Annotated in this window: 21 protein-coding genes; 8 read left to right on the top strand and 13 right to left on the bottom strand. The window is 62.9% G+C overall.

What is annotated here, in order from left to right; genetic code table 11:
• Positions 1–13: 13 nt before the first annotated feature.
• Positions 14–1171 carry a fumarylacetoacetate hydrolase family protein gene (locus HWY30_RS05595; protein WP_090804977.1) on the top strand — a complete coding sequence of 386 codons (1158 nt, stop codon included), beginning with the start codon at positions 14–16 and terminating at the stop codon, positions 1169–1171.
• A gap of 89 nt (positions 1172–1260) precedes the next feature.
• Here HWY30_RS05595 and HWY30_RS05600 read toward each other — a convergent pair whose 3' ends face one another.
• The 7 genes from HWY30_RS05600 to HWY30_RS05630 all read right to left on the bottom strand — a co-directional run bounded on the left by HWY30_RS05600 (position 1261) and on the right by HWY30_RS05630 (position 8183).
• The gene (locus tag HWY30_RS05600) at positions 1261–2268 is read right to left on the bottom strand and encodes a galactitol-1-phosphate 5-dehydrogenase (protein WP_090804979.1); all 1008 of its coding nucleotides are present in this window, start codon (positions 2266–2268) and stop codon (positions 1261–1263) included.
• Positions 2269–2300: 32 nt separating this feature from the next.
• Positions 2301–3068, bottom strand: coding sequence for an SDR family NAD(P)-dependent oxidoreductase (locus tag HWY30_RS05605; protein WP_090804981.1), 768 nt, complete (start codon positions 3066–3068; stop codon positions 2301–2303).
• Between the two features lie 43 nt (positions 3069–3111).
• Entirely contained in the window at positions 3112–4425 is a 1314-nt protein-coding gene (gene hpsN / locus HWY30_RS05610; RefSeq protein WP_090805781.1) for a sulfopropanediol 3-dehydrogenase, read from the bottom strand.
• A 100-nt stretch (positions 4426–4525) separates the two neighbouring features.
• Positions 4526–5584 (bottom strand): ABC transporter substrate-binding protein, encoded by a 1059-nt coding sequence (locus HWY30_RS05615; protein WP_090804983.1) that lies wholly within the window; start codon positions 5582–5584, stop codon positions 4526–4528.
• A gap of 65 nt (positions 5585–5649) precedes the next feature.
• Positions 5650–6456 (bottom strand): ABC transporter ATP-binding protein, encoded by an 807-nt coding sequence (locus HWY30_RS05620; protein ID WP_018422900.1) that lies wholly within the window; start codon positions 6454–6456, stop codon positions 5650–5652.
• Between the two features lie 39 nt (positions 6457–6495).
• A complete protein-coding gene (locus HWY30_RS05625; protein ID WP_090804985.1) occupies positions 6496–7404 on the bottom strand; it encodes an ABC transporter permease in 909 nt (302 codons plus the stop codon).
• The gene (locus tag HWY30_RS05630; RefSeq protein WP_090805782.1) at positions 7401–8183 is read right to left on the bottom strand and encodes an ABC transporter permease; all 783 of its coding nucleotides are present in this window, start codon (positions 8181–8183) and stop codon (positions 7401–7403) included. Before HWY30_RS05630 ends, HWY30_RS05625 begins: the two co-directional genes overlap by 4 nt.
• Positions 8184–8381: 198 nt before the next feature.
• On the opposite strand from HWY30_RS05630, the gene HWY30_RS05635 reads away from it, so the two are divergent.
• The gene (locus HWY30_RS05635; protein ID WP_090804987.1) at positions 8382–9428 is read left to right on the top strand and encodes a LacI family DNA-binding transcriptional regulator; all 1047 of its coding nucleotides are present in this window, start codon (positions 8382–8384) and stop codon (positions 9426–9428) included.
• Between the two features lie 32 nt (positions 9429–9460).
• Here HWY30_RS05635 and HWY30_RS05640 read toward each other — a convergent pair whose 3' ends face one another.
• From HWY30_RS05640 to HWY30_RS05660, 5 genes are all read right to left on the bottom strand, one after another.
• Positions 9461–10462 (bottom strand): Ldh family oxidoreductase, encoded by a 1002-nt coding sequence (locus tag HWY30_RS05640; RefSeq protein WP_090804989.1) that lies wholly within the window; start codon positions 10460–10462, stop codon positions 9461–9463.
• Positions 10459–11442 carry a hydroxyacid dehydrogenase gene (locus tag HWY30_RS05645; RefSeq protein WP_090804991.1) on the bottom strand — a complete coding sequence of 328 codons (984 nt, stop codon included), beginning with the start codon at positions 11440–11442 and terminating at the stop codon, positions 10459–10461. Before HWY30_RS05645 ends, HWY30_RS05640 begins: the two co-directional genes overlap by 4 nt.
• 14 nt (positions 11443–11456) lie before the next feature.
• Positions 11457–12791: a C4-dicarboxylate transporter DctA gene (gene dctA / locus HWY30_RS05650; protein ID WP_090804993.1), complete on the bottom strand. Its 1335-nt coding sequence runs from the start codon at positions 12789–12791 to the stop codon at positions 11457–11459.
• A 227-nt stretch (positions 12792–13018) separates the two neighbouring features.
• Positions 13019–14194 carry a UxaA family hydrolase gene (locus HWY30_RS05655; RefSeq protein ID WP_018422893.1) on the bottom strand — a complete coding sequence of 392 codons (1176 nt, stop codon included), beginning with the start codon at positions 14192–14194 and terminating at the stop codon, positions 13019–13021.
• A gap of 83 nt (positions 14195–14277) precedes the next feature.
• Entirely contained in the window at positions 14278–14547 is a 270-nt protein-coding gene (locus HWY30_RS05660) for a UxaA family hydrolase (RefSeq protein WP_244144807.1), read from the bottom strand.
• 254 nt (positions 14548–14801) lie between these two features.
• On the opposite strand from HWY30_RS05660, the gene HWY30_RS05665 reads away from it, so the two are divergent.
• From HWY30_RS05665 to HWY30_RS05690, 6 genes are all read left to right on the top strand, one after another.
• Positions 14802–15587, top strand: coding sequence for a GntR family transcriptional regulator (locus HWY30_RS05665; protein WP_090805784.1), 786 nt, complete (start codon positions 14802–14804; stop codon positions 15585–15587).
• A gap of 477 nt (positions 15588–16064) precedes the next feature.
• The gene (locus HWY30_RS05670) at positions 16065–17084 is read left to right on the top strand and encodes an ABC transporter substrate-binding protein (protein WP_090804997.1); all 1020 of its coding nucleotides are present in this window, start codon (positions 16065–16067) and stop codon (positions 17082–17084) included.
• Positions 17085–17086: 2 nt separating this feature from the next.
• A complete protein-coding gene (locus tag HWY30_RS05675; protein ID WP_244144794.1) occupies positions 17087–17896 on the top strand; it encodes an ABC transporter ATP-binding protein in 810 nt (269 codons plus the stop codon).
• Positions 17889–18809 (top strand): ABC transporter permease, encoded by a 921-nt coding sequence (locus HWY30_RS05680; protein WP_090804998.1) that lies wholly within the window; start codon positions 17889–17891, stop codon positions 18807–18809. The genes HWY30_RS05675 and HWY30_RS05680 overlap by 8 nt, the downstream gene beginning before the upstream one ends.
• Before the next feature lie 28 nt (positions 18810–18837).
• Positions 18838–19590: a sulfite exporter TauE/SafE family protein gene (locus HWY30_RS05685; protein ID WP_090805001.1), complete on the top strand. Its 753-nt coding sequence runs from the start codon at positions 18838–18840 to the stop codon at positions 19588–19590.
• A gap of 34 nt (positions 19591–19624) precedes the next feature.
• A complete protein-coding gene (locus HWY30_RS05690) occupies positions 19625–20533 on the top strand; it encodes a LysR substrate-binding domain-containing protein (RefSeq protein WP_090805003.1) in 909 nt (302 codons plus the stop codon).
• On the opposite strand, the gene HWY30_RS05695 is transcribed toward HWY30_RS05690, so the two are convergent.
• On the bottom strand, positions 20473–22224 hold the full coding sequence (locus HWY30_RS05695; RefSeq protein ID WP_090805007.1) for an L-aspartate oxidase: 1752 nt from the start codon (positions 22222–22224) through the stop codon (positions 20473–20475). The two genes, HWY30_RS05690 and HWY30_RS05695, sit on opposite strands and share 61 nt — an antisense overlap.
• Between the last annotated feature and the right edge of the window lie 8 nt (positions 22225–22232).

Raw genomic sequence — 22232 nt, forward strand, 5'->3', positions numbered from 1 at the left:
AGCCAGGCCGTCCATGATATCGAACGATCTTCCGCATTTTGTACCTACTGACCTACCCGATGCCCTGCTGGTCGGACGCATCTGGCGAAACGCGCCGATTGACGGGCCGTCGGTCGTCGTTGTTCGCGCCGGTCAGGCCTTCGACATCACGGCGTCGGCGCCGACGACCTCCGATCTGTTCGAGCACGTGGACCTCGTCGAGTTTGCGCATCACGTCGAGGGCGAGGCGCTCGGTCCCGTCGAGAACATCGGCCGCGCATTGCTGGCGCCGTGCGATCTTCAGGCCATCAAGGCATGCGGCGTGACCTTTGCCGTGAGCCTGCTCGAACGGGTCATTGAAGAACAGGCCAACGGCGACGCGACTCAAGCCGACATGGTCCGGGCGACGATCGCGCAACTGATCGGCACTGATCTCTCCAGGATTCGCCCCGGCACGGCAGCTGCCGACTGTCTGAAGCGGGAACTGGAACGGCGCGGCGCATGGTCGCAATATATGGAGGTCGGCATTGGGCCGGACGCAGAGGTGTTCACCAAGTCTCAACCGATGTCGGCGGTCGGCTACGGCGCGGACGTTGGGCTGCACCCGGCCTCCCGCTGGAACAATCCCGAGCCAGAAATTGTGCTGGCGGTAAACAGCCGCGGAACGATCGTCGGCGCAACCCTCGGCAACGACGTCAATCTCCGCGACATCGAGGGCCGCAGTGCGTTGCTGCTCGGCAAAGCGAAAGACAACAACGGCTCATGCGCGATCGGTCCTTTTATTCGGTTGTTCGATGAACGCTTCACCATGGACTCGGTGCGGGCGGCCAGCGTGTCGCTCAGGATAGAAGGCGCGGACGACGGATTTATTCTCGAAGGCGTGAGCCACATGCGCGAGATCAGCCGTGACCCAGAGGAACTTGTGGCCCAGACTGCCGGGCCGCATCACCAGTATCCAGACGGCTTCATGCTGTTCCTCGGCACGATGTTCTCTCCAATTGAAGACCGGCATGCTCCGGGCAGCGGCTTCACGCATCACCTCGGGGACAAGGTGACGATTGCAACACCGGAGCTCGGCGCACTTGTCAACACCGTGCAGTCGTCAACCGAAATCGCGCCCTGGCGATTCGGCGTACGCGCTCTTTACGAGACCCTTGCAAAACGGCGGGCGCTTACCCGCGCCATGGCGTAGGTACCATTCACGTGGACCGCCTCCGCTGATTCCAGCCTCGCCAAGCTACAAAGACTTTGTTCGCGAATCAGCGGAACGGGATACTAAATTTAGAAGCCCGGCGTCAGGACGACTTTCCCTGACGCCGTCCTGCCGTTCTGCAAATCGTCGAACGCCTGGCTTCCGGCATCGAGCGGCCGCACGTCGAGCCAATCCAGCGAACCGAACGCGCCTTCGTGCAACGCCGAAACCGTCGCGCGAAGATCCGCCATCGTATAGGTGTACGTACCCAGCAGCGTGATTTCAGCGAGCGTCAGCTTGCGCATATCGATTTCGCTTGCCCAGTCCTGGAGGCCGATGTGCATCACGACGCCGCCAGGCTTCACCGACGATAACGCGAGCGCGCGTGTCGGCTTTGCGCCCACGGCATCGATCACGAACTCAAACCGGCTTTCAGGCGCCGGCGCGTCCAACGGATCCCATGTCTCGCACTGCGCATGCTGCTGCGCCGATCGTCGACGCAGCGGATTGACCTCCGCCATTTCAACCGACCGGCAGCCGTACGATTTCAGTAACAACGCCGACAGCAATCCAATCGCCCCGCCGCCAATGACCAGCGCGCGGGTTTCCGGCAACGGTCTTTGCAGCGCGCGCATCGACAGATTCAGCGCATGCAGCGCCGTAGCAGCCGGCTCGGTCACCGCGGCGTGCGTTGCAGGCATCTCCTGCGGAATTTCGACAACGCATCCCGCAGGCAACGACATATATTGTGCAAATGCACCCGGACGCGTCATGCCGACCATCGTCCGGTTCGCGCACAGATTGTCGCGCCCCTGCACACAATATTCACAGTGCCCGCAGGTGATCAACGGATTGCCCGTGACGCGCAAGCCTTTCATCAGATGCGGTGCGCGCGTCTCCACGATCGTGCCGGCGAACTCATGACCGAGAATGAGGCCGGGTTTGCGTCGCGGATCGTGGCCGTGGAATGCATGCATATCGGAGCCGCAAATACCGACCGCATCGATCCTGAGTATCACCTCGCCGTCGGCTGCCAGCGGTTCGGGCCGATCCAGCAACTGGACCTCATTGGGCTGCGTGTAGACAAGTGCTTTCACAAGCGTTCTCCGTCGTGCAATTGCGTTACCGCCTACCGCGCGGTGTACCCGCCGTCGACCATGATGGTCTGGCCCGTGACGTACGCGGACGCGTCACTCGCAAGAAACACCGTGACGCCATACAGATCGTCGAGTTGTCCATTGCGTCCGATGCACGTGTTCTGCGCGTGCATGTCCGCGACGCGCGCGTCGTTGAAAACGGGAGCCGTCAGCGCAGTGGGGAAAAAGCCCGGCCCAATCGCGTTGCACGTGATGCCGTAGCGTGACCACGCCTGCGCGATAGCACGCGTCAATTGCACGACACCGCCCTTCGCCGCGCCGTATGGCGCGCTATCGTTGAATGCACGGTATGACTGCAGCGACGCGATGTTGATGATGCGACCATGTCCGCGCGCCTTCATCGAGGGTGCGAGCGCCTGCGTCATGAAGAACGGCGCGCCAAGATGCAGTGCGAGCTGCTGTTGCCACGCTTGCGGCGTCACTTCATCGAATGGTTGACGCAGATTGACGCCCGCCGCGTTGACGAGAATGTCAATCTGGCCGTGCTGTGCCGCTGCATCGAGCGCGCAGGCGCGCGCCGCATGCGCGTCGCTCAGATCGCATGCGTGCATGTGCGCATCAATTCCGTCGTCCCGCAGCCGCATTGCCGCTTCGTCGAGCGCATCACTTCGCCGCGCCACCAGCACGACGCGCGCACCCGCCCCGCCCAGCGCGCGCGCCATCGCTTCGCCGATGCCCGAGTTGCCGCCGGTCACGAGCGCGGTTCTGCCATTCAGGTCGAATAGTCGAGCGATATTCAACGGTGTCCTCCTTCGTCGTACCGATTGCACATGCCGATGGCGTTCATACCTGTACCGGTTCGCCACGCACGAATGCTTCGTCGGGAAAGTACTTCTGCAAGCGGTCGTCAGCGGTACGGGCGTGGGCTTCCATGCCTTCGAGCCGCGAGATACGCGCCGTCACTTCGCCAATGCGCTTCGCCGCATCGCGCGTCATGCGCTGCCACGTCAGCGTCTTCACGAACTTGTGCACCGAGAGCCCCCCTGAATAGCGCGCTGCGCCCTTGGTGGGCAGAACGTGATTCGGACCGCTCGCCTTGTCGCCGAATGCGACCGTCGTTTCTTCGCCGAGAAAGAGCGAGCCGTAGCACGTCAGATGTTCGAGCCACCAGTCCAGATCGGCAGCCTGCACTTCGAGGTGTTCCGATGCATAGCGGTCAGACACGTCCACCACTTCCTCTCGCGTGTCGCACAGGATCACTTCGCCGTAGTCGCGCCACGCGGCGCCTGCGGCATCGCGTGCGGTCGGCGGCAACGCATCGATGAGTTGCGGAACCCGCTCAATGACCTCGTCGGCGAGCGCCTTCGACGTCGTGAACAACCATGCCGGCGACTCGTGGCCATGCTCGGCCTGGCCGACCAGATCGCTCGCGACCATCGCCGGGTCGGCACTGGCGTCGGCGATCACCGCAACTTCCGACGGCCCCGCAAAGACGTCGATCCCAACCTTGCCAAAGAGCGCGCGCTTCGCCTCCGCGACGAACTTGTTGCCCGGCCCCACCACAACGTCCGCCTGCTTGCCGGTAAAAAGCCCATACGCCATCGACGCGATCGCCTGCACGCCTCCCAGCGTCATCACGACATCGGCGCCTGCCGCCTTGAACGCATACAGCACATACGGATGGATGCCGCCTCCGCGAAACGGGCTCGAACAGGCAATCACCGTCTTCACGCCCGCTGCCTTGGCAGTCGCAACGCCCATGTATGCCGACGCGATATGCGCGTACCTGCCAGCGGGCGCATAACAGCCGACCACGTTGACGGGCACCACTTTTTGCCCTGCCGTCACGCCTGGATACAGTTCGACCGAGAAATCCCCAATCGAGCGCCGCTGTGCGAGCGCGAAGTCGAATACCTGTTGCGCGGCGAAATCGATATCGGCCTTCACGTGCGCGGGCACTTCGAGCGCACGCCGTTCGATCTCATCGGCGCAGACGATGATCGGACCGTCCCAGTTATCGAGTTTCTTCGCATACGCACGCGCGGCGTCTTCGCCATGCGCCTGAATCTGCGCAAGCATTTCACCGACGACCTGTTGCGCCGTCGCGGTCTCGGTTTCCGGCGTCTTGGCTGCTTTCTTCAGGTAAGTCACGCTCATCGCCTTCTCCTTCATCGATGTTAAAAATAATGCAAGCGCTTGCAGCGAGGGGCTTTTAAAAGGCCACACCGTGGCCTTTTTGCGCGATCGCGACCGCGCGTCATTTGCTGCCGTCCATTGCGAACGCCGCGAGTTTAGGGTCGTCCAACACACGCTTCATCGCGCTGTCGTCGATATAGTCTTTTGCTTCGGGGACGGACGCGAGCGCGCCCGATGCATGCATGAACTGCGCGATCTTCGTGAACGAATCGTCGGCCTGCGATGCGCCTTTCGTGCGGTCCATCGCGGCGAGTTGCTGCTTCAGGTCGAAGGTCGGGCGCGTAGCGAATTCCTTGCGCATGGAATCGTCGCTGATGTTGACGCCGCCCTCCTGGTAAAACTTCTTCATCATCGCGACGGCCTGGTCAGGGTGCGCCTTCATCCACGCCCATGCATGCAGATAGACGGCGAGAAACTTTGCCACCTCATCGGGATGCTGCTTCTCGAATTCGCCACGCGTGACGAGCGCGCCGGGCACCGATGCGCCGCCGTCCTTACCGGAGCACAATACGCGCGCGCCCGCCTTCTCTTCGAGCGTGTAGTCATACGGCGCCCACACGCCCGCGTAATCAGCATTGCCCGACGACACAGCCGAAATGATCTCGGCCTGGCCCATGTTCTTGAGCGTCACGTCAGCCTTCGTCAGCCCATACTTTTTCAGGCATGCCTGTACCGCGTAATCACCCGTCGAGTTGGACGTCAACACGATGGTTTGGCCTTTCAGCGACGCCGGATTGCGGCGCACCGCGTCATAACGCGCCTTGCTCGCCATCAGAACGTTGCCCTGCGATTCGTCGTTTGTCAGGCCGATCACCTGAATGCCGAAGCGCTGGTAGCCGAGCACGGCCGGCACGGAACCCGTGCCGCCCACGTCCCAGGATTTCGACGCCGCCGCCGCAATCTGCGGCACGCCGGCGGGAAACACCGAAAACTCGGGCTTCAATCCGACCTCCGCCCACCACCCTTTTTCGGTTGCGACATAGAACGGCAACGCCCAATACAGCGCGGGCTGATAGCTGACCCTGATCGGAGTGAGATCGGCGGACCACACCGTGCCCGGCAACGCCGCACTGCCCGCGCAGAGCAACGCAATGAAAGGGATCGCACGCAGACGTTTCATGTTGGTCTCCTGTTTTATGGGGTATTGCACTCAGCCGTTGGAACCGGTGGCAGTTTTATGCAGCTTCATGCAGCGACACGTTCGACAGCGCCGTGTTCGTCGCGCAACGACTTCCAGATATGCGTGCGCAACCGGACGAACGATTCGAGATCCATCACGTCTTCGATCCGCTTGCACGCGTCCCAGCCATGCTGCTCGCGCACGGACTTCACATCGATCACTTCTTTCACGCGCCCCGGCCGGCCCGTCATCACGACGACGCGATCCGCGAGATACACCGACTCTTCGACCGCGTGCGTGATGAACAGCACCGTGCGCGGATTCACGCGCGTGAGCCGCACCAGTTCTTCCTGCATGACGACCCGGGTTTGGGCATCGAGCGCGCCGAACGGCTCGTCCATCAGCAGCACGCCGGGGTCGAGCGCATACGCGCGCGCGATCGCGACGCGCTGCTGCATGCCGCCCGATAGTTGATGCGGATACGCCTGCTCGTAGCCGCGCAGATTCATCAGCGACAGATAGCGTTCGATCGTTTCGCGTCTTGCGTCGGCGGCCATGCCCTTCGCGCGCAAGCCGAGATCGATGTTGTCCCACACTGTCTTCCATGGGAACAGCGCGAACTGCTGAAAGACGACCGCGCGATCGGGTCCTGGCCGTGTCACCTTGCGGCCCGCCACCGTCACGCTGCCCGAAGTCGGAAACTCGAGACCCGCGACCATCCGCAGACACGTCGTCTTGCCACAGCCCGACGGCCCGACGATCGCAACGAATTCCTTGTCGGCGATTTCCAGTTCGACGTGTTCCAGCGCGACGACGCTCGCCTTGTCGCGCCTGAACATGCGGGACACATCATTGAAACGAATCATGCTCATCGTGCGCTCCGTCACGTTTGAGAGAGTGAAGCCACGGTGCTAGTGCCGCGCCACGCGCCGGTTGCGCATCGCGTACGCTTCGATGCGTCCAAGCAGCAGGTCGATTGCCGCGCCCACCATACCGATTGCGATCATCGCGCTCATCACCGTCGCCGTGTCGATTGCCGCTTGTCCCTTGACCATCATGTAGCCAATGCCGCTCGACGCGACGATCAGTTCGGCGCCGACCAGCGACATCCAGCCCAGTCCCGCCGCGACGCGCACACCTGCGATCACCGACGGCAACGCGCCTGGCAGCAGCACTTCGCAGACGATCATCCGGTTCGACGCGCCGAGCATGCGCGCCGCTTCGAGCAGCCTGGCGTCGACCTGCTGCGCACCGCGATAAGCATTGACGACGCACGGCGGAAACGCACCCGCAAAAATGATCAGCACCGGGCCACCGATGCCCGTGCCGAACCACAACGCGGCAAACGGCACCCATGCAATCGGCGCGATGAAACGCACGGTTTCGAACAGCGGCGTCACGCAGTAGTCGAGCCAGCGGAACCAGCCCATCATCAGACCGAGCGGCACGCCCAGCGCGACGGCCAGCAAAAAGCCCATCAGATAGCGCTGCAAGCTCGACCACAGATGCACTTCGAGCGTGTAACCGACAAACGGATGCGTGAGCAGATCGGCAAACTTGTGAACGACTGCAAGCGGCGTCGGTAGAAAGATCGCGGGGACGAGTTCTGCTGCCGATGCCAGCCACCAGATGCCGAAGAATGCGATCAGCCCCGCGGCATTCAGCGTCCAGAGCGGCACGTTGCGTCGAGCCACAGCACGCCCAGGCTCGCTGACCATCTTGCGCTGGCGCAACGTGCGTGCCGCACTGCCGGACTCGCGATCGACGCCGACGGGCTCGATGTCAGGATGCGCGACACCGCGCAGATGACCCGGTTTCATCTGTTCGCTCTCCAAGGCATGAGTTGCCGTTCGATTTGCCCAAGCGCGACCGTCATCAACCATCCACACAGCGCGACCGTCAGCATCGCAACGACGATCATCGCCGGATAGATGTCGAGCGAGCCTTGCGTCAGCAGATGCCCGAGACCTTTGACCGAACCGATCAGTTCGCCCGCCACGAGCGTCGTCCATGAAGCCTGCAATGACAGGCGCAAGCCTGTGAAAATCATCGGCAGCGCGCCGGGAATCATCACTTCCAGCACGAAGCGCGAACGCCGCAAACCCAGCATCTCGGCGGCTTCGAGCATCGGCACGTCGAGATTGCGCACGCCCGCGAAACTGTTGATCACGCATGGCACGAACGCCGCGAACCAGATCACCATCACCTTCGCGGAGTCGCCGAGTCCAAGCCAGACGATCGCGAGCGGAATCCACGCGAGCGGCGGAATGGGTCGCAACAGCAGAAAGATCGGGTTGAAGAACGCTTGCGCGCGCGCCGAGTAGCCCATCCATAGGCCGAGCGGCACACCCGTCACCGCCGCCGTCGCGAAGCCGTATAGAACGAGCTTCACGCTCTGCACGATGTGCTGGTCGAGACGGCCGTCGGCATAACCGACCGTCACCACCTGGGCAAGCGCCTGCCAGGTATCGAACGGAGTGGGGAATCTCGACGCTGCGACGATGCCTGTGAGAGCCGTCAGCACGTACCACGCGGCGAGCGTTGCAGCGAGCGTGCCGATGCTGCACAGGAAGCGCGGTGAACGGAATGCGGGGAACACATTGTCTCCTGCCTGTTCAGCGGGCGTGAAATGCAACGCGCCGCGCAATGAAATGTAACCGCTTGCATTTGAATATAGACGCTATGATCACGGGTCACATCGGGATTTATACCGATTCGAATGATGTTGTACTGTCGTTCGCTTGCAATCGGGCACTACAATCAATTGAGCCTATCCAAACCGGTCTGATCTGCCGCAATGAATACCTTGCCACGCGCCCGTATCAGCGATGTCGCCACACTCGCCGGCGTCTCGACGGCAACTGTGTCGCGCGCTCTCTCCAACCCCGACATGGTGAAAGCGGACACGCGCGCGCGCATCCGTGATGCGATCGCCACGCTGGGATATGTGCCCGACGGCGCGGCGCGCGCGCTTGCGCTGGGCCGTGCGCGAATGGTCGGCGCAATCGTGCCGACGCTCGACAACGCGATCTTCGCGCGTGCGGTGCAAGGCTTGCAAACCACACTGTCGAATTCCGGCTATCAGTTGCTGATCTCCGCGCACGAGTACAACCTGTCCGCGGAAATCGAAGTCGTGCGCGCGCTGCTGGAACGTGCTGTCGACGCAATCGTTCTGGTCGGCACCGACCATGCGCCGCAAACCTATGAACTGATTCGCGCGAGCCACGTCGCGCTGCTGCTGACCTGGTCGCACGCCGAGCGCCCCGGCGCAGCCGGCAGCGGCGACGCAGATACACCGCCGTCGATCGGCTTCGACAACCAGTTGATCGGGCAACTGGCCGCTGAACATCTGCTCGAACTCGGTCATCGCCGCTTCGGCGTGATCTCGGGCTTCACGCGCCATAACGACCGCGCGCGTCAGCGGATCGAAGGCTTCCGGCGAACCCTTGCACAGCACGAGATCCGTCTGCCTGATGCGAACATCATCGAACAGCCGTTCGGCTTCGAAGGCGGTCGCGCCGGGCTCAAGCTACTGACGCAATTGCGCCCTGCTCCAAGCGCCATTTTCTGCGGCAATGACGTGCTCGCGCTGGGTTGCCTGTTCGAAGCGCAATCGGCCGGTATCGCCGTGCCGCAGCAGTTATCGATTGTCGGTTGCGACAATCTGCCCATCGTCTCGCAGATCACGCCAGGTCTCACTACCGTGCTGTTGCCCACTTACGAACTCGGCGAACGCGTCGCGCGCGCACTGCTGCGCTGGCTCTCGGACGGCGTGCCGCCGCAGCGCGAGTGTCTGCCGATCGAACTGATCGTGCGTGGCACGAGCGGCCCGGCGCCCGCGTGAAGTGCCCGGGTTCCTTTCGGCGCATTCGCGCATCACGCGACCAAGGTCTGCAACTGTGTGAGCAACGCATCGGGAATCTCGATTCCATCGCGGCTTGCCGCGTCGGCCAACGCATGCCGCCGTTGCCCTGGCAAACGGACATCCGCATCCTGCAACATCGCCGCGACAAGCGCCTCGACCCGTTCTACGTACATCTCATTGCCCGCCAGCGCGCCCGGATCGATGGCCCAGAACAGATGGCCGATCCGCGAGCGTGCCCCCTCCTCGGTCAGGAACGAGCCCGCTTCATAGCCGAAGTTCGCGCCCGCCAGCGCCGCCGCCAGCAGTTCGACCATCAGCGCGAGCATCGCGCCTTTCGCGCCGCCGAACGGGAGCATCATGCCGTCGAGCGCCGCCCTGGCGTCGGTGGTCGGCGTACCGTCACGGGCGGTCGCCCAGCCGGACGGGATGGGCTTGCCTTCGCGCGCCGCAACCATGATCTTGCCGCGCGCCACTTGCGACAGCGACAGGTCGACCATCAATGCGTCGCCATTGCGGCGCGGAAACACGGCGGCAATGGGATTGGTGCCGAATAGCGCATGACGCCCGCCCCACGCGGGCATCGCCGCCGGCGAATTGCTGAACGCAAGGCCCACCATGCCCGCCGCGCCGATCGCCTCCAGGTGATATGCGCCGACGCCGAAATGATGGCTGCGGGTCACGCTCGCCACTGCGCTGCCGTGTTCGCGCGCACGGCCGATCAAGGTCTCGACAGCAAGCGCGCAGGCGGGAAACGCCATGCCATCGGCGGCATCGACGAGCACGGCGGCGTTGCGCGTCGCAACAATGGAGGGCTTCGCCTGCGGATCGACGCGCCCGTTGCGCAACTGCGCGACGTACATCGGCAAACGCGAAACACCGTGCGACGACAACCCGCACGAGTCCGCATACACCAACGCGCGGGCCGTGGCCGTCGCGGTCTCCGGCGTTGCGCCCGCGTTGCGGACGGCGCGCGTCGCAAGTTCTAGCAGTTCGTCGGCTGAGACTCGCGTCATCGTGAAATTCCTTCGGTTACGTGTGAATCACGCTGCGCAAGCAGGGCCTCCGTCACGCGCGCCGCAACGAGCGTGCTGACACGTTCGTTCGACTGCATGGTCAGCCCCGCAATGTGCGGCGTGAGAATGAGGTTTGGTGCGTCGGCCAGCGGGGAACGGGCGGCGAGCGGCTCATCGTTGAAAACGTCGAGCGCCGCGCCGCCAATGCGGCCTTCGCGCAACGCCAAGGCAAGCGCCGCTTCATCGACGATCCCGCCGCGCGACGTGTTGACGATGATCGCGTGGCGCTTCAGCGCCGCGAGTTGCGATGCGCCGAGCAGATTGCGCGTGCTGTCGACGAGCGGCACATGCAGCGTGATCACATCGGCGGCACGCAACGCTTCGTCGATGCTCACGCGGCGTGCGCCGGTCGCGGCCCAGCACGCCGCGTCGGCCGGCTGCAGCGGATCGTAGGCGAGCACCTGCATGCCCAGCGCGCGCGCGAGCTGCGCAACGAGTTGCCCGATGCCGCCGAAGCCGATGACGGCAAGCGTGCTACCCGCCGCTTCGCGGCCATTCGAAAGCGCCGCGCGCGGCCATTTGCCCGCCGCGACCTCCATGCTCGAACGGTATGCACCGCGCAGCAGCATCAGTGCCGTGGCGAGCACGTACTCGGCCACCGCGCGTGCATTCGCACCCGTCGCCGGGAACACCGATACGTTGCGTTGCGCGCATGCGTCCAGATCGATGTTGTCGAGCCCGACGCCCAGACGCCCCACTACGCTCAGACGCGGCGCGGCATCGAGCAGCGCGGCCCTTACCTGCGTGCGATTGCGCACGATCAGCGCGTCGGCATCGGCCAGCAACGCGTTCAACGCAACGGGTTGATCGACGAGCGACGCATCGGCATGCACGTCGAAGTGCTCGCTGAGCGCTGCGACTGCGCAAGTATCGATGAATTCGCTGATGACGATCTTCTTGCGCGTCGCGCGCGGATTCATATTCAGGTTCGTGCTCAATTCGAGCGCTCCTGTATATACGCGGGCGGCGCCATGTCGTTGACATCGCTTGCGTTCGCTTGCGGCTCGCCGCGTTGAACTTCCGGCGGCGCGGCCAGCAGTTTGCGCGCGGCCTGCACATCGAATGCGCCTTCCCAGCGGGCGACGACAATCGTCGCCACCGCATTGCCGATCATGTTCACGATCGCGCGAACCTCGTTGAGCACGCGATCGATACCGAGTATCAGCGTAATGCCCGCAACCGGAATGATGTTGTGCGTCGACAGTGTCGCCGTCAGTGCGACCAGCGCCGCACCCGCCACGCCCGCGCCGCCCTTTGACGTCACCATCAATATCGCCAGCAGCCCGATCTGTTGCAGTAGCGTGAGATGGGTATTGGTGGCCTGCGCGATGAAGAGCGAGGTCATCGTCAGATAGATCGCGGCGCCGTCGAGGTTGAACGAATAGCCCGTCGGCAGCACGAGCCCGACTACCGGCTTCGGACACCCAAGCCGTTCGAGCTTTTCCATCAAACGAGGCAACACCGATTCCGTTGTAGACGTGCCCAATACGATCAGCAGTTCCTCACGCAGATACTTGAGCAGCGGCCACAACCCCACGCCCGCCCAGCGGCAGATCGTGCCCAGCACCAGGGCGATGAAGAGAAAGCTCGTCAGATAGAAGCACACGATCAACAGACCGAGTTGCTGCAACGTCGAAATGCCATATTTTCCGACTGTGAACGCCATCGCGCCGAACGCGCCAAGGGGAGCCAGGCGCATGATCATTTCGACGATCCGCATCAGCGCTTCGCCGCTCTGTTCGATCACGCGCGACAGGAAGCGGCTGCGCCGCGACATGATCGATAGCGCGATGCCGAACAACACCGAGAACAGCAACACCTGCAACAGATCGCCCCGCGCGAACGCGCCCACGACCGAATTCGGCACGATCTCTTCGAGGAAGCTGGTGTTCGACTGCGCGTGAACTTCCGTCACGTAATGGCTGACTGCATGCGTATCGAGCGTCTTCGGATCGATGTTCAGCCCGGAGCCGGGGTGCAGCAGATTGGCGACGACAAGGCCGATGACGAGCGCCACCGTCGTCACCGCTTCGAAGTACACGATGGTTTTGAGGCCGACGCGCCCGACCTGCTTGAGATTCTCCATCCGCGCGATGCCGACGGAGACGGTACAGAAGATCACCAGCGTGATCAGCATCTTGATGAGCCGGATAAAGGTATCACCGAACGGCTTCATCTGGACGCCGAGATCCGGCCAGAAATAACCGACGAGAATGCCTGCCGCAAGTCCGATCAGAACCTGCACGTAAAGATGTTTTAGCACGCGCAAGATGGTGTCTCCTCCACTCGCTGCTGCTGGAAAATGGAACAGCGCCGTGCGGCGCGTGCCGGGCTTCTCGGGCCCGAGACGTCACGCGTGCGCGCGCTGCTGCGAAAACTCCATTGAATACGGGGGATCCGAAGCTGACGCGAAGCTAACTGTCATCGCAGCCGCCTGCGCGATCAGGATTCATGCGCTATGCAGCGCGGCCCGTCGCGAGGACGGGCCCGGAGAAATTACGCGCTTTCGAACAGGCGCGTCAACACGAACTCGCGGTGGCCCAGCGCTTCCGCCGACGTAAAGCGCCCGTTCGCGGTGCGCAGCATCGATTCCAGCAGTTTGTCGCCAGCCTGATCGAGATTCTGTTCGCGCTGCAACAGTCCCGACACATCCACGTCGATATGCTCGCTCATCGTGCGCACCGTACGCGGGTTCGCGCAAATCTTGATGACAGGCACGATCGGATTGCCGATCACGTTGCCCTGCCCGGTCGGGAAGAAATGCACGGCAAAGCCCGACGCGGCGCACAGCGTCACCATCTCGGCCGCGGCTGACGACGAATCCATGAACCACAAGCCCGGCCCCGTCGGTTCCTCGGCCTTGTCGAGCACGCCGTCGACTCTGCACTTCTTGCCGATCTTCTGGATATTGCCCAGCGCTTTTTCTTCGATGGTCGTCAGGCCGCCCGCGATGTTGCCTTTGGTCGGCTGCGACTCCGACAGATCGTCGGTCTTCCAGCGGTTGATCATGTCCTGATAGCGGTCGAACATGAACTGGAAGCGCTCGCGCACCTGGTCGTTCGCGCAACGCGCCGCAACGATCTGCTCGCCGCCCGTGAGTTCGGACGTCTCGCCGAAGACGAGCGTCGTGCCCAACCCGTAGAGCTTGTCGAACGCATTGCCGACAGTCGGGTTCGCGCCGCAGCCGGACGTGGTATCGGATTCGCCGCACTTCGTGGATACCCACAGGTCCGAAATCGGGCATTCTTCGCGATCGAGCGACGTGGCGTACTGCACCATCTCTTTCGCGGTTTTCGAGGCACGCATGATCGTATCGTGATCGCCATGCAGTTCGATGCCGAAGCCCATCACCGGCTTGCCTGACTTCGCAATGCCGTCTACGACGCGTTTGGTCCAGCCTTCCTCGATCCCGATCACGACGACCGCCGCGACATTCGGGTTGCAGCCGGCGCCGATCAGCGTGCGGAAATGCAGATCGAGGTCGGCGCCGAACTGCAGGCGGCCGTATGGATGCGGTAGCGCCATCGTGCCTTTGATGGCCGTTTCGACGGCCAGCGCGGCGGCGTTCGACAAATCGTCGACGGGCAGGATGATCACATGGTTACGCACGCCGACGCGTCCATTGGAACGGCGAAACCCGCGGAAAGTGGTGTTCTGGTCAATCACGCTCATGGTGGCTCTCTTCGATCTGGCTCTGTTGAGTGGGGAAGCTCGCTCGCAATGTCGATGCGCGAGCTGGTCGATCCTCGCGCCGGTTACCAGCGCTTCGTCTTGATGTTGTGAACATGCGCATGTTCACCCGCGCGGATCGGCGCAACGACCTTGCCGATGTCCACGCCGTACTTGAACACCGTGTCGCCGACCGCCATGTCTTTTAGCGCCACCTTGTGACCGATCGGAATGTTCTGTTTCGCCGAGATCGTCACGACCTCGTCGTCGTCCATGATCCACGCGTTCAATTGGGTCCCCGCCTTGATGCCTTCGACAACCGCCACACCGACGGTGTCTTTCGCTTCGTGCAGCACGATATGAATCGTTTTGCGGTCTGACGAAGGGCTGGCGGAAGATCCTTCACCGGGTTGTTGCGGTGCACCTGCTGCGGTGTGGCTCATCAGTTGTCTCCAGTCTGTTGGTACGGTTTGGTTCGCCTGCGTGAACCCATCTTAGGCGGCACATTTGCATATGTCAACCAGATCATCTATATGTGTTTGATGAACCGTATGAAGTAGAATCAATTGAAAGACAGCAGCAGTGAAGATGCAACGACAGGATGAGAACGATGAATACGTTGACGACGGGTATCAATCTACCGAACGGTGCGGCCGCCACGCCGGCAATCGGCGGCACGCGCTACAAGGAAGTGAAGAATGCGATGCTGGCCGCGCTGGCCGCGCACGAATGGAAGGGCGGCGAAACGATTCCTTCGGAAAAGCGGCTGGCCGAACGCTTCGGCGTATCGATCGGCACGCTGCGCAAGGCAATCGACGAACTGGTGGCCGACAACATTCTGGTGCGGCATCAGGGGCTCGGTACTTTCGTCGCGCAACACCAGCGTGATCGTCATTTCTTCCGCTTCTTCCGCATCGTCCGCCAGGACGGCGACAAGACCTACCCGAGCGTAACGCTCGTGCAGTTCAGGAAGGCCAAGGCTACGCGCGATATCGCGACGCTGCTGAAAGTCGAAACGGGCGCGCGCGTGTTCACGTTCATCAACCGTCTGGCGCTGCATGGCGAAACGGTGATGATCGACAACATCACCGTACCCGAGGCGCGTTTTCCGGGCCTGACGGAAGCCGCGCTGCGCAGCCGGCCGAGCACGCTGTACAACTTCTATCAGGATGCGTTCAACATCAACGTGCTCGGCACCGAGGAACGCGTGCGCGTCGCGGTAGCCAATGAACTCGAAAGCAAGCTGCTGGAAGTGCCGCACGGCACACCGCTTCTTGAAGTGCGGCGCGTCGCGTATTCGTACCATCAGGCGCCCGTCGAAGTGCGGATCTCGCATGCGAACACCGCACGCTACGAATACGTCGGTGCTTCGGCATCGCACGAAGAGCCGCTCTGACAAGGCCAGAAGCCAAGCGCGGTGCGCAGCGCCAAAAGCCGCCGGCCGCGCGCCGCACATGTCACGTTTTCCCGCATTTGCAATCAACAGCACGATCACCTACACTCGCTACTCATACAGATGAGTTAAATCACACGGCACTGAATTCGCTGAATGCCACGCTCACCGAAGCAAGGCATTTCACGCGCGATCCGGTTGCCCACAACACACCATCTGTGAACCTGATTCCGGCCGCGTCGCGCAAACCGTTTTGTCGCGAGCAGGCCGGCAACAAGGAGACACTCACGATGCGTACCCCGCCTCATCGTCATCCCGCTCATGTCCTTCATGTCGCGCCTTGCCGCGTGACGCATGCGTTGCGCCGGCCGCAGCCACGCGAGACCGAATAAGCACACGCAGCCCCCACCCATCCGGTTTATCCGGTGTCGCATTTCAACAGATTGGCCGTGCCGTTCCTGTCGCAAGGAGTGTCCAGCGATGAGCCTTCGTAAAGTTGCCGTATTTCTCTCAACGCTGCTCGCTCTCGGCGCAGCTCTCACCAGTGCGCCCGCCCGCGCCGAACTGTCGGAGATCCGGATCGCGCGCCAATACGGCGTCAGCTATTTGCCGCTGATGCTGATGCAGGATCAGAAGCTGATCGAAAAGCACGCCGCGCAACTGGGCGTGCCGAATCTGAAAGTGTCATGGGTCGAATTCGCGGGCGGCAACGTGATGAACGACGCGCTGCTGTCCGATTCGTTGCAGATCGCGTCAGGCGGCGTCGCGCCGCTTGTGCTGCTGTGGGCCCGTACGCGCGGCACGCCCGTCGAGGTCAAGGCGCTGTCGGCGATCAATTCGATGCCGCTGCTGTTGAACACCAACAATCCGACGGTGAAAACGTTGAAAGACTTCACCGGCAAGGACAAGATCGCGCTGCCCGCAGCGAAGGTGTCGATCCAGGCAATCACGTTGCAAATGGCCGCGGAAAAGGCCTTCGGCGCAGGCAACCAGGGGCAGCTCGATAAATACACTGTCTCGCTGGCTCATCCCGATGCGCAGCAGGCGCTGCTGTCGGGCAATAGCGAAGTGACCGCGCATTTCGGCTCGCCGCCGTTTCAGGAACAGGAATTGGCCCACCCTGGCGTGCGCACCGTTGTGAATTCGTATGACGTTCTGGGCGGCAAGTCGACATTCAATCTGGTCTGGTGCATGACGAAGTTCTATCAACAGAATCCGAAACTCGTGCAAGCCTTCATGGCCGCGCTCGACGATGCCGAAGCGCAGATCACCAGGGACAAGCACGCGGCCGCACTCGCCTACCTGCGCATCAGCAAGGACAAGAGCAATGTCGCCGACATCGAAAAAATGATTTCGTCGCCCGATGTCGCCTTCACGACCACGCCCGAAAACACGCTCAAATACGCGGATTTCATGGCACGCACGGGCCTGATCAAGACCAAACCCGCCTCGTGGAAGGACATGTTCTTTCCGACCGCCCAATCGCTTCAAGGGAGTTGATCATGCATCGCACGCGTGCTGGAGCCACCCGCGCCACATCCTCGCCGAGCGGCATGCCGTTACTGGATGTCGCCGGCGTAACGCTGCAATACAAGACGCCGCGGCATCTCGTGATGGCAACGTATCGCGTCGACTTTCAGGTATTCGAAGGCGACCGTTTCGTTTTGCTTGGGCCATCGGGTTGCGGGAAGTCGACGTTGCTCAAGAGCGTCGGCGGCTATCTGCTGCCGACGGAAGGTTCGATCACGCTGAAGGGCAAGACGGTGACGAAGCCGGGCCCCGACCGGATGATGGTCTTTCAGGAATTCGACCAGTTGCTGCCGTGGAAGACGGTCAAGCAGAACGTGATGTTTCCGCTGCTCGCTTCGCACCGGCTGTCGGCGCGCGAAGCGGAACAGCGCGCGATGCATTACATCGACAAGGTCAACCTCACGAAATTCTCGGACAGCCATCCGCATACGTTATCGGGCGGCATGAAGCAGCGCGTGGCGATTGCGCGCGGCATGGCGATGGAACCGGACATCCTGCTGATGGACGAGCCGTTCGCCGCACTCGATGCGCTCACGCGCCGCAAGATGCAGGACGAACTGCTGACGCTATGGCAGGAAACGCGCTTCACCGTGCTATTCGTCACGCATTCGATTCCGGAAGCGATCAAGGTCGGCAGCCGGATTCTGTTGCTGTCGCCGCACCCGGGGCAGGTCAAGGCAGAACTCGATACGGCGGCGGCAGGCGAATCCGCTGCCACGCTCGAAAAACGCATCCAGCACATGCTGTTCGAAGACGAAATCCACGAGGCAGAGAATGTCTGACGCTACCGCACACGGTTCCTCATCCGTCCATCCGCCCCGTGACGACATGATCACGCGCGCGCCGCGCGGCGAGATCATTCGCGAACCCAGCGATGCACAGCATTTCAGCGTCGTCGAAAAGCCGCTGTCACTGTTCGAGCGCCTGTACAACCAGAGCTGGCTGCGCAAGTTCCTGATCCTCGCGCTGCTCGCGCTGGTCTGGGAAGGCTACGGACGCTGGCTCAACAATCCGTTGCTGTTTCCCACTTTCAGCGCGACCGTCGACGCGTTCTGCACGAGCATCGCAAACGGCGAACTGCCCGGCAAGGCATGGGCGTCGATCCACGTATTGCTGCTCGGCTACGGCTGCGGTCTGCTGCTGGCCGCGTTGCTGACGGCCGCCGCGATCACCTCGCGCATCGGCACGGACTTTCTCGAAACGATGACGTCGATGCTCAACCCGCTGCCCGCCATCGCGCTGCTGCCGCTCGCGCTGATCTGGTTCGGGCTCGGCAACGGCAGCCTGATCTTCGTGCTCGTGCATTCGGTGACATGGTCGGTCGCGTTGAATACGCACTCGGGCTTTCTGTCGGTGAGCAACACGCTGAAAATGGTCGGGCGCAACTATGGCTTGCGCGGCGGGCGCTACGTCGCCGCGATTCTGGTGCCCGCTGCGTTCCCGAGCATTCTGACCGGCCTGAAGATCGGCTGGGCCTTCGCGTGGCGCACGCTGATCGCGGCGGAACTCGTGTTCGGCGTGAGTTCGGGTTCCGGCGGCCTCGGCTGGTTCATCTACGAAAACAAGAACCTGCTCGACATCGCGAACGTGTTCGCGGGTCTGTTCACGGTGATTCTGATTGGCCTCGCCGTCGAAAACCTGGTCTTCCGCGTACTCGAACGCCATACCGTGCAACGCTGGGGCATGCAGTCGTGAAGCATGGCGTGCACGCCCGGGAGGCTCGTTGCTAAGCGCCGACATCGCGCTGCTGGTGATTGGAGGCAGCGCGGTCGCGGGCTTCGTGTCCGGGCTGGCGGGATTTGCGTTCGGTCTCGTCGCGATGGTGTTCTGGGCATGGGCGCTGCCGCCGCAAGCGATCGGGCCGATGCTGGTGGTCGGCTCGCTGGTCGGACAGATGCTAACCGTGCATACGGTGCGCTCGCAGATACGGCCGAAGATCATCGGTCCGTTCATCGCAGGAGGCATCGTCGGCGTGCCGATCGGCGCGACGCTGCTGCCGTTCATCGATCCCGTCGGCTTTCGGATCGGCGCCGGTCTGCTGATGATCGTCTATTGCGGCGTGATGCTCGCCGCGAAAGATCTGCCGACGGTGACGGCAGGCGGTGCCTGGGCGGACGGCGGCGTCGGCGTGGTCGGCGGCATTCTGGGCGGCATTGCGGGGCTCGTCGGTCCGGCACCGACCATATGGTGCATGCTGCGCGGTCACAACAAAGATACGCAGCGCGCGATCTGCCAAAGCTTTTTCATCGCGATGCAATCGCTGACGCTCGTCACGTATGCACTGACGGGCCTGATCGGCAAGCAGACGCTAGTACTCTTCGGCTGGATGCTGCCGTCGTCGCTGCTGTTTGCGTGGCTCGGCTCACGGCTTTATCGGCGTCTGTCGGACACCGCGTTTCGGCGGGTGCTGCTTGCGCTGCTGTTCGCTTCGGGCGTGGCGCTGCTGGGCTCATCGCTTGTTCACGCGATAAAGTAATGCCGATGCGGCAACGTCAAGCGGAGTGAGCGTCATGAGTGCGATTCGCTATTTCGTCACGTTTCTGTCCGTCGCGCGCCACGGCTCTTTCGCCGCAGCCGCCGACGAAGTGTGTCTCACGCAGGCCGCCGTGAGCCTGCAGATGCGTTCACTGGAACGCGATCTCGACATCGTGCTGTTCGAACGGAGCGCGCGCTCGGTCGCATTGAGCGAACAGGGACGCACGATCGTGCCGCTCGCCGAAACGCTGGTCGCCAACTATCGGCGGATTCTGGCCACGGCGGGCCGCGACGAACTGGCGGGCGTCGTGCGGGTCGGCGCGCTGGTGTCGTCGCTGATGGGCGCGTTCGCCGATGCGATGCTGAATCTGAAACGCCGCTACCCGCGCCTCGAACTGAAGCTTTTCACTGGCCTGTCGAGTGACTTCACGCGACGCGTGGAGAACGGAGAACTCGACGCCGCCATCGTCACGCAGTCGCCCACCGGCTTTCCCGCCGCGTTGAAGTGGACGGTGCTGTATCACGAGCCGATGGTGCTGATCTCGTCGGCTGACAATCCGCGCGCGCAAGTCGACACGCTGCTTCGTGAGCCGTTCATCCGTTTCGACCGGCAGACGTGGACAGGCATGCTGATCGACGACGCGCTGCGCGGCCTCGACGCTTCCGTGCACGACATCATGGAGCTGAACTCGCTCGAATCGATCTGCGAAATGGTGAAGCGCGGTTTCGGCGTTTCGGTAGTGCCGCGTCTCGCGAATGCGAACTGGAATCACGAATCAGGGCTGCGCGTGACCGAGTTGCCCGAGCGGATCGCGCCGCGCCGCGTCGGCCTGCTGGAACGGCGCGAACACGGACGCGAAGCGTTCACGGCCGCCGTGAAGCGTCACTTCACGACGGCGGCCGACGTTTCCGCCAGTGGCAATGATTCGTCGAGCAGCGACTGACCAGGCTTCACGCGCGTGAACTGCACGCGTCGGCGGCTGGTTTCGAAGGCGTTCTGCTGAAGCCGCAGGCATACATACTCGGATGTGTCCAGATCTCCGGCGTCGGGAAAGTCTTCGCGGAAATGCGCGCCGCGCGAATTCTCGCGCAGCAACGCCGACTCGGTGATCGCGCGGCTAACGAGCGTCAGGTTGTGCAGGTTCATCCAGTCGTGCCACGATAGGTTGAAGCGCAGATCGCGTCCGTCGACACCCGTGCGGTCCAGCCGTTCGCCGATGTCGATCAATGCGTTTCTAGCGCGCAGCAAGCCCTGCTCGTCGCGCAGGATGCCGACGTCGCGCCACATCAACTCGTACAGGTCGTCGCGTATCGATTCGAGATCGCCCGCAGGCTGGCCGAGCGGCCGCGTGCAACGTTCGATGGCGCGCTCGATCTGACTGGCATCGGCGGTGGCGAGGCGCCCATGGCGCGGCACCCAGCGCGCGAGCGTCTCACCCGCAATGCCGCCGAACACCGTCGAATTCGCGACGCCGTTGCCGCCCAGCCGGTTCGCGCCGTGCACGCCGCCCGCATCCTCGCCCGCGACGAAGAGGCCCGGCAGCGTCGTCGAACAGTCGGTCTCGAACAGCACGCCGCCCATCATGTAGTGCGCGGTCGGCACCACTTCGACCTGGCCGCCCGCCAGATCGAAGCCGCAATCCGCGCAGCGTTCGACCATGCCCTTGAAACGCTGGCGCACGCTGTCGGGCCCGAGATGATCCATGCGCAGATAGACGCCGCCGTTCGGCGTCGTGTTGCCCGCGCGCAGTTCACGGAAAATGCTGCGCGAGACGATGTCGCGCGTCGCGCGCTCGCCGCGCGGATCGTAGCGGTGCATAAAGCGCTCGCCGTCGCCCGTCAGCAGATAGCCGCCCGCGCCGCGCAGCCCTTCTTCGAGCACGGTGCCCGTCATGCGGGTATGAGTGCCCGCCAGCAAGCCCGTCGGGTGGAACTGCACCATCTCCATGTCGCGCAACGTGAGGCCGGCACGCAGCGCCATCGCCATGCCGTCGCAACTCTTGTCTGCGCTCGGCGTGTGGTACTTGTACATCGTGGGGCCGCCGCCCGTCGCGAGCAGCACGGCCTTCGCGCGCACGAAGACGAATTCGCCGCTGCGAATGTCGATCATCAGCACGCCGGCCAGTGCGCTGCCGTCTTCGGACTCGATGAATTCCACCGCGCGATGTTCTTCGAGCCGCTCGATCCCGCGCGCCCACACCTGTTCGGCAAGCCGGTTGATGATCTCGATGCCAGTCTGATCGCCCTTGTGCACCGTGCGGTCGAAGGTTTGCCCGGCGAATGCCTTCTGCTTCAGCGTGCCGTCCGGGTTGCGGTCGAAGAAGCAGCCCAGTTCGTTTTCGAGTTCGTTGATCCGCTCGACCGCGCGTGTCACCAGCGTCCACGCGAGTTCCTGGTTCGACAGCCATTTGCCGCCTTCGATCGTATCCATGAAGTGACGTTCGATCGAATCGCCCTGTGCCAGCGCGACGTTATAGCCGCCCTGCACCATGCGCGTACAGCCGCATTTGCCGAGCAATCCTTTCACGGCGATCGTGATGCGCAACTGCGGCGCGTCGGCCTGCGCATGCAGCGCGGCAAACAGGCCCGCGCCGCCGCTGCCGAGAATCAGGATGTCGGTATCCACGTGCTTCATGGTCGGTT

It is taken from the genome of Paraburkholderia tuberum STM678 (assembly GCF_902833905.1).
In the GTDB taxonomy this organism is placed as follows: Bacteria; Pseudomonadota; Gammaproteobacteria; order Burkholderiales; family Burkholderiaceae; genus Paraburkholderia; species Paraburkholderia tuberum.

What these genes read in the sequence shown, in the direction of transcription:
- HWY30_RS05595 (WP_090804977.1), top strand. Translation starts at nt 14, where the DNA reads ATGATATCGAACGATCTTCCGCATTTTGTACCTACTGACCTACCCGAT.
- hpsN (WP_090805781.1), bottom strand. Translation starts at nt 4,425, where the DNA reads ATGAGCGTGACTTACCTGAAGAAAGCAGCCAAGACGCCGGAAACCGAG.
- HWY30_RS05615 (WP_090804983.1), bottom strand. Translation starts at nt 5,584, where the DNA reads ATGAAACGTCTGCGTGCGATCCCTTTCATTGCGTTGCTCTGCGCGGGC.
- HWY30_RS05620 (WP_018422900.1), bottom strand. Translation starts at nt 6,456, where the DNA reads ATGAGCATGATTCGTTTCAATGATGTGTCCCGCATGTTCAGGCGCGAC.
- HWY30_RS05625 (WP_090804985.1), bottom strand. Translation starts at nt 7,404, where the DNA reads ATGAAACCGGGTCATCTGCGCGGTGTCGCGCATCCTGACATCGAGCCC.
- HWY30_RS05635 (WP_090804987.1), top strand. Translation starts at nt 8,382, where the DNA reads ATGAATACCTTGCCACGCGCCCGTATCAGCGATGTCGCCACACTCGCC.
- HWY30_RS05640 (WP_090804989.1), bottom strand. Translation starts at nt 10,462, where the DNA reads ATGACGCGAGTCTCAGCCGACGAACTGCTAGAACTTGCGACGCGCGCC.
- HWY30_RS05645 (WP_090804991.1), bottom strand. Translation starts at nt 11,442, where the DNA reads ATGAATCCGCGCGCGACGCGCAAGAAGATCGTCATCAGCGAATTCATC.
- HWY30_RS05655 (WP_018422893.1), bottom strand. Translation starts at nt 14,194, where the DNA reads ATGAGCGTGATTGACCAGAACACCACTTTCCGCGGGTTTCGCCGTTCC.
- HWY30_RS05665 (WP_090805784.1), top strand. Translation starts at nt 14,802, where the DNA reads ATGAATACGTTGACGACGGGTATCAATCTACCGAACGGTGCGGCCGCC.
- HWY30_RS05670 (WP_090804997.1), top strand. Translation starts at nt 16,065, where the DNA reads ATGAGCCTTCGTAAAGTTGCCGTATTTCTCTCAACGCTGCTCGCTCTC.
- HWY30_RS05675 (WP_244144794.1), top strand. Translation starts at nt 17,087, where the DNA reads ATGCATCGCACGCGTGCTGGAGCCACCCGCGCCACATCCTCGCCGAGC.
- HWY30_RS05680 (WP_090804998.1), top strand. Translation starts at nt 17,889, where the DNA reads ATGTCTGACGCTACCGCACACGGTTCCTCATCCGTCCATCCGCCCCGT.
- HWY30_RS05690 (WP_090805003.1), top strand. Translation starts at nt 19,625, where the DNA reads ATGAGTGCGATTCGCTATTTCGTCACGTTTCTGTCCGTCGCGCGCCAC.
- HWY30_RS05695 (WP_090805007.1), bottom strand. Translation starts at nt 22,224, where the DNA reads ATGAAGCACGTGGATACCGACATCCTGATTCTCGGCAGCGGCGGCGCG.